The sequence below is a fragment of the Sinomonas sp. genome (genome assembly GCF_036848755.1).
In the GTDB taxonomy this organism is placed as follows: Bacteria; Actinomycetota; Actinomycetes; order Actinomycetales; family Micrococcaceae; genus Sinomonas.
On record NZ_DAIUJO010000157.1, the window covers coordinates 1 to 6,509 of the forward strand.

A 6,509-nucleotide genomic window follows, 5' to 3' on the forward strand; every position below is an offset into this window, starting at 1 on the left:
GATACGAAGGCCTATGTCGCGCAGGTCAAGGCACGCATGGCGAAGTATTCGTAGATCGCGCCCCAACGGGCTCAGGCATCGACGGGCTCAGCGGCCCCCCGGCCGCCTTGCGGCGAACTCGTTCGCGGCCTCGCCCACGGGCAGGAGTTCGTCTGCCTTCCGGTGTCGGACCTGCAGGTAGCCGACGAGCAGGGCGATGAGCGCCACAAGCACTGCTGCGACCGGCCCGTCGCCCCATCCGAGTCCCCCGGCTTCCTGACCCTTCCCAGTCCAATCAGCGAACGAGGCCCCCAGCGGGCGCGTGAGGACGTACGAGATCCAGAACGCCGCAATGCTGTTCATCCCGGCACGCCACGCAACGCCCGGGGCGACAAAGAGGACCGCAAACACGAGCCCCGCGGCAAGGAACCCAAGACGCGCCGTGTAGGCGAGCAGGTCGCCTGCGGCGGTTCCGAGGGCGAAGGCTGCTGACACCGCGGCCCAGTAGAAGACCTCCCGACGCGTCGTGGTGATGCTGTGGATCGAAAGCGTCCCCTCAACGCGGTACCAGAGCCAGAAGACGACGACGAGCGCCACCCCAAAGGCTGCGCTGGAGAGCCAGTACGGGACCCCGATGACGACGTGCAGGACGTCGGCGGCCATCGTTCCGAATACCGCGACCATGACGATCGCGAGCCAATAGACCCAGGGCACGTAGCGGCGGAACCAGAACTGCAGGGCCAGAGCGCCGACGAACAGCAGAGAGCAGCACACGACAGCCACGTAGGGGTTGAAATCGTTCACGAGATAGTCCGACGTCGACTCCCCCAGAGCCGTCGTCAGGAGTTTGATGACCCAGAACAGGGCCGTCACCTCGGGGACTTTCCGGAAGATCACACGCTCAGCGGCCACGGCTACTACCTCTCGCACGAAAACTGTTCACGCAGAGCCTAGACGGCGATCTTGAGAGCGGGCTTTGAAGCACCGACCCCTTGGGGGCGCCTCAGTTTCACCAGGGCCATCAGGTGACGGGGTTTTGTACATGTCAAAAAACGCCGCTCCGCTTCTGGCTACCTGAGAGCTCCGGGCGCTAGGGTGGTCCACGCACGCCGCCCGTGGGGGGTTGACGTGCGTCGGCGCGCCCGGACCGATTCTCGGGCAGAGCACCGGGCGCGCCGGCTTGCCCGCCATTGTAGCCGCGGGCTCGTCCTTGTGATCTGCTGCACCGAGCCCGCAGCACGACCGTAGTGAAGGGGTCAGGCGGTCAGTGGAATCTCTGAGCGAGCGGATCGCGGACCATCCGCCGGCCACGGCGCCCCGTTGGCGGCCCGAATCCCTCGGCGCGCTCGTCGCATTGGCGCTCGCGCTCCTGGCCGTGTGGCATATGGACGCAACCGGCCGCTCATGGATCCTGTACTACGAGTCCGACACAGTGCTGCCGGCGCTCGTCCGCGGTTCCGTCCTTGCGGGACAGCCGCAAGACTGGTCCCTTTCGGCTGTGCTCTTCATCCCGGAAATGGGACTCTATTTCGCGATCGCCGGGCTGGGGTTCGGGATCAAGGGCACGTTCGCCCTCAATGCCGTTGTGAACTTGCTCCTCTTCTACGGCTCGCTCAGACTACTCAGCGGATTCGTGCAACGAGAGCTGACGCCGTCGCGGCGCGTCGCCGGTGCACTCGTCGCCTTCGGCGTTCTGGTTTCTCTCACGCTCTTGGAGGACTCCCCGCGCCCGGACTCCTTCGAGCTAGCATCGTTGCTGGCAACCGCGACGTACTACAGCGCGACGGTGCTGGCTTCGGTCCTCGCGACGGGAATCGTCTCGTCGCTCGCTACCGCTGCTCACGGGAGGCGACGTCGTCTCCTCGAGTTCGCGCTGATCGGCCTGTCCACCGCGGCCACCCTGACCAATCCCCTGTTCCTCGCCTGGGAAGCGGTCCCGCTGGCGGGAGTGCTCGCGCTTCTAGCGCGACGGCGCGTTGTCTCCTGGTTCCGCCTCGTTCGGCTCTGCGCCCTCCTCGCGGCCGGTGCTGGACTTGGGTTTGCAGGGAGGATTCCGTTCGAACATCTCATCGCCAAGGACGGCCTGGCCTACGTGGACCCGCGCTCAGCCCCTTGGCTGGCCCTCTACTACCCGGAGATGCTGGCCGACCGGGCTTCGACGCCGGTGGGAGCCCTCTCACTCGGGGTCGTCGTCGCCTTGATCCTTGTGTCGGCAATCGTCTTCCGCAAGTCTCTTGCGGCTGGGGATGTGCAAGGGGCGATCGTCTCGGGAATGGGATGGGTCGCCCCAGTGGCCGTCGTCGTAGGCGCAATCTGTCTGGGCGCCTTCGGCACGAGATACCTCCAGCCCATGTTCTTCGCGCCGGTCTGCACGGTCGTGTTCATCCCGCGTCTCTTCGTCAACGGGCCGGCCCCGGGGCACAGTCTCCCAGCGAGGACAGTCCGCGCGCTCCTGGCTGGAACAGTGGCCCTCTGCCTCGCCTTCTCGGGAATCGCGACGGGCGCCCTGAGCAGGTCCGCCGCCGCGGTTGACCCGGACATCCGCTGCGTCGATGAATGGATCAGCGCGAGCCACCGCACGGGCGCGGGTTACTTCTGGACCATCCGCGGTCCCAAGGCCTATCTCGCCGAGCCCGACCAGCTCATCCAGATCGATGATCCGTTCCGTGCATTCCCTTGGCTGACCGACCGCACCGACTATGGCACCCGAAGAGTGTCGTTCGTGCTCAGCGTCACCGCCTACGCGCTCCCCATCCTGCCATCAGTGGCAGCGCCAGCCCCGCGTCGGACGGTGTCCTGCGGCCGCTATACCATCACGGACTTCGGCTCAGATATTCTGCCCATCGCCCCGGCCGCCGCAGATGCGACGTCCTGAACGATCACACCAGAGGAGACAGCGGGATGGACATCGTAACCTCGCAGAAGATCACCACCTTTCTCATGTTCGAGGGGAATGCCGAGAAGGCGATGGACTTCTACCGCTCGCTCTTCGACGACGCCGAAGTCGTCACCTTGAGTCGTTACGGTGCCGACGGCCCCGGCACGGAGGGAACCGTTCAGCACGCGACGTTCACCCTGGCCGGCCAGCAGTTCATGTGCATCGACAGCCCGGCCCACCACGAGTTCACCTTCACCCCTGCCGTCTCGCTGTTCGTGCAATGCGAGAGCGAGGCCGAGATCGATCGCCTCTACGCAGCGCTGGCCGAGGGAGGCGGCGAGCTGATGCCGCTCGGGAATTACGGCTTCAGCACCAAGTTCGGTTGGGTCAACGACCGGTTCGGGGTGTCCTGGCAGCTGAGCTTGGCATAGGAGGCCCGGAGAGCCGATGCTTGCCCTCGTTGTCTGGGGGAGACTGGTGGAATGAGCGGAATCCGATGGGTACTGCACGTCGATCTCGACCAGTTCATCGCCGCGGTCGAGGTGCTCCGGCGGCCGGAACTCGCGGGCAAGCCCATCATTGTCGGCGGGCGGGGCGACCCCACGGAACGAGCTGTGGTGTCGACGGCGTCTTACGAGGCCAGGGCGTTCGGTGTCGGTTCCGGAATGCCCTTGCGCGTTGCGGCCCGGAAAGTGCCGGGCGCTGTGATTCTGCCCGTTGACCAGGAGGCGTACCTCGCGGTGTCCGAGACGGTGATGGCGACCCTGCGGGCGCAGCCCGGCGCCACCGTGCAGGTGCTGGGCTGGGACGAAGCCTTCATAGGCATCGAGACGGAGAATCCCGAAGCCTACGCGCGGCAGGTGCAGGCCGCTGTGCTGGAGCGCACGCAGCTGCATTGCAGCGTCGGCATCGGTGACACGCTAGTCCGAGCAAAGGTCGCCACCAGTTTCGGCAAGCCGGCCGGCGTCTTCCGTCTCACGGCCGGGAACTGGCTCGACGTCATGGGCAGTCGGCCCACAAAGGACCTCTGGGGCGTTGGAACGAAAGTCTCTGGCCGGCTGGCCAAACTCGGCATCAACACCGTCGCAGAGCTCGCCTCATCCGACCCGCAGGACCTTGTCCCGGAGTTCGGCCCCAAGATGGGCCCCTGGTACGCGCAGCTCGGGCGCGGGGAGGGAGCCAGCGTTGTCGACGACACCCCTTGGATTCCCCACGGGCACAGCCGGGAGACCACCTTCCAGCGCGACCTCACCGACCCGGGCCAAGTGGACGACGCCGTGCGGCAGCTGACCGCGCGCGTCCTCGAGGACGTTGTGGCCGACGGGCGGCCGGTCGTCGGCCTGACCCTCAAGGTTCGGTACGCGCCGTTCGTCACCAAGACCCACGCGAGGAAGATCCCGGAGACGTCCGACGGGAAAGAGATCCTCGCCCGCGCCTTGGACCTCGCAGCCGGCATCGAAGCCGACCGCCCGATCCGTCTCCTGGGTCTGCGGGCCGAAATGCCAATGCCCAGCGATGCCCGAAAGGACCACACGCCGACGCGAAGCGGCTGGTGAGAGCGCCGGTTCCTTCCTTGTCGGGGCGATGGGGGGCCGGCCTCAAGGATGACTGGGGCCGGCCGAGTCCGGACTTCTGGCTGCGACCGGAACAGTCCACCCCTTGACACTGACCCTGCCGGACGAATGTCCATGCAGGGGCGCTCGATCAGTCTCCAGGACAGCCCCGCCAGCGGCCTTTACACGTGGTCGAGCAGATGATCGCGCGGTGGCGTCCGGCTCGTAGGAGTGCGCCTTTCGTGGGTGACGACAGTGGCGGCCAGGGCGATGGTGAGGCCAATGACAGTCTCGAGGGCGCGCTGAGTCAGGAGGGTGCCGATCGGGGCTGGCAGCATGAGATCGCCGAGCAGAAGGGCCATCGGGGTGAAGAAGACCAGGCCGAGGCTGTAGTTGCGCCCCGTCGTCAGCTCGGTGCACGCCTGGAGCACGGCGATCACGATGATCGCGGCATAGCTGCTGGGGTGGGCGGCCAGGACGAGGGCAGCTACGGCGAGGCCGGCGGCGGTGCCGATCACCCGCTGGACAGCGCGCGTGAGGCGCGCGTGCAGGTCAGGTGCCGACATGGGGACGGATGCCGTGACGAAGGTCCAGTAGGGGTGGCCGATGCCGCTGGTCGCCACGGCGAGGCCGGCGGCGGCGATACCGAGCAGATAGCGGGCGGCGTGGCGGCCCACCGGGTCGGACGGGCGTAGGCCGCGCCACGACAGCCGATACCGCACCGGGTCGCCGCCGTCGCGGGCGGTGCGACCTGGGAGGGCGAGCAGCAGCGCGAAGACGGCCGCGCCAGCCGCCGCGAGGGCGGCTGCGGGCACCGTGCTCAGCGCGATCGGGACCGTGGCCGAGGCTGTGAGGGCGAAGACAGGGTTGAGAGCTCCGGCCGGATGCCATCGGCCCAGCTCGGCTAGCACTACCGCGACGCCGGCCCAGGCGGCTGCGACCGGGACAAGCAGCCAGAGCCGGAACGGGAGGGTCGCCACTAGGGCGCCGACGACGACGCCGATCACCAGCACCACGCCCGCCTGCGCCTGCATGGCTAGGCGCACCCGAGCCGGCTCGTGTCGGCCGTACAGGGCGGTGAAGGCACCGATCGCCGCATACAGCAGCAGGTCGCCGACCCCGAACGCCAAGCAAGCCACCAGCGGCACGAAGATCGCGAGGCTTGCGCGCAGGGCGGTCCAATGGGCGCCGGCATGCGGACCCAGGTCGAAGACTGCCGCCCACCAGGACCGCGTGGGGGTGGCCTGTGTCATCTTAACCTTCCGAGGTGGTACAGGAATGAAGTATCTCAAGATTACTACACCTATGAACTACTATGGTGGTTGACCGAGGCGACGGCCACGGAGGCGCGGAGGAGCCGGATGGATCAGGACGCAGACGGCCTGCCCTCTCATGGCGACGTAGTGGACCGGATGCAGCGTGAGTGGGCCCGGCTGCGCCCGGACCTGAGCTTCACCAGCCTCGGGGTGATCCACCGCGTGCTGCGCGCTTCCCGCCTCATCCTCGAAGCCAGCGACGCCTTCCTCGCCGACTACGGGCTCACCCGCGGCGAGCTGGACGTGCTTTCCGCGCTGCGCCGTACGGGCGAACCTCTGAGCCCAACGACCCTGGCCCAGACGCTGCTTGCCCCGCGCTCCGCGATCACCATGCGGCTGAACGCCCTCCAGGCTCGGGGACTGCTGAGCCGGACGGCCAACCCGGCCGACGGCCGCTCGTCCCTGCTCGTCCTCACCGACACTGGGACCGCGCTCGTGGACGAGGTGATTCCCGCACAGCTCGCCCTCGAAGATGCCCTGCTCGCCGAAGCCCCAGCCTGGGCCGTCGAGGGCTTGGTCGATCCCCTGCGGGCACTGACCTCCGTGTGGGAGCAGGGACGCGGCCACCAAGCCGGGTCCAGCAAGGACCGGCGGAACGGCGCGCTCGAGCCCTCCTCGAATGCGGGAATCCCCAGGCCACCAGATAGCTTTGACCCGTCCAACGACCGGAACCGGGGGGAACTCACGTGAGCCAACAGAGGATCGCTTGCCGGTGTCGGAGTCACGCCACAATACGTAGTGGCTCTTCTCGCCGTTCGCCTTGGTGTGCTCGCGGATGCTAGC

General features: G+C 67.4%; 6 protein-coding genes. 4 read left to right on the forward strand and 2 right to left on the reverse strand.

All coding sequences use genetic code 11. The features are described 5' to 3' along the window. Positions 1 to 87: 87 nt before the first annotated feature. Positions 88 to 891 (reverse strand): COG4705 family protein, encoded by an 804-nt coding sequence (locus V7053_RS17240; protein ID WP_334173496.1) that lies wholly within the window; start codon positions 889 to 891, stop codon positions 88 to 90. A gap of 355 nt (positions 892 to 1,246) precedes the next feature. On the opposite strand from V7053_RS17240, the gene V7053_RS17245 reads away from it, so the two are divergent. The 3 genes from V7053_RS17245 to V7053_RS17255 are packed head-to-tail and all read left to right on the forward strand — an operon-like array spanning position 1,247 to position 4,413. After that, complete coding sequence (locus V7053_RS17245) at positions 1,247 to 2,854, forward strand: hypothetical protein (protein ID WP_334173497.1); 1,608 nt, start codon at positions 1,247 to 1,249, stop codon at positions 2,852 to 2,854. A gap of 26 nt (positions 2,855 to 2,880) precedes the next feature. Further along, positions 2,881 to 3,288, forward strand: a complete 408-nt coding sequence (locus V7053_RS17250) for a VOC family protein (protein WP_334173498.1) — start codon at positions 2,881 to 2,883, stop codon at positions 3,286 to 3,288. A 51-nt stretch (positions 3,289 to 3,339) separates the two neighbouring features. Continuing rightward, a complete protein-coding gene (locus V7053_RS17255; RefSeq protein WP_334173499.1) occupies positions 3,340 to 4,413 on the forward strand; it encodes a DNA polymerase IV in 1,074 nt (357 codons plus the stop codon). Between the two features lie 179 nt (positions 4,414 to 4,592). Here the strand turns inward: V7053_RS17255 and V7053_RS17260 are convergent, their stop codons facing one another. Next, complete coding sequence (locus V7053_RS17260) at positions 4,593 to 5,663, reverse strand: FUSC family protein (RefSeq protein ID WP_334173500.1); 1,071 nt, start codon at positions 5,661 to 5,663, stop codon at positions 4,593 to 4,595. Between the two features lie 108 nt (positions 5,664 to 5,771). Between V7053_RS17260 and V7053_RS17265 the strand changes: the two genes are divergently transcribed. After that, on the forward strand, positions 5,772 to 6,416 hold the full coding sequence (locus V7053_RS17265; RefSeq protein WP_334173501.1) for a MarR family winged helix-turn-helix transcriptional regulator: 645 nt from the start codon (positions 5,772 to 5,774) through the stop codon (positions 6,414 to 6,416). The last annotated feature ends 93 nt before the right edge of the window (positions 6,417 to 6,509 follow it).

Bases quoted from the DNA above. Each gene is read 5' to 3' on its own strand.
- V7053_RS17260 (WP_334173500.1), bottom strand. From the start codon at position 5,663: ATGACACAGGCCACCCCCACGCGGTCCTGGTGGGCGGCAGTCTTCGAC.
- V7053_RS17255 (WP_334173499.1), top strand. From the start codon at position 3,340: ATGAGCGGAATCCGATGGGTACTGCACGTCGATCTCGACCAGTTCATC.
- V7053_RS17265 (WP_334173501.1), top strand. From the start codon at position 5,772: ATGGATCAGGACGCAGACGGCCTGCCCTCTCATGGCGACGTAGTGGAC.
- V7053_RS17250 (WP_334173498.1), top strand. From the start codon at position 2,881: ATGGACATCGTAACCTCGCAGAAGATCACCACCTTTCTCATGTTCGAG.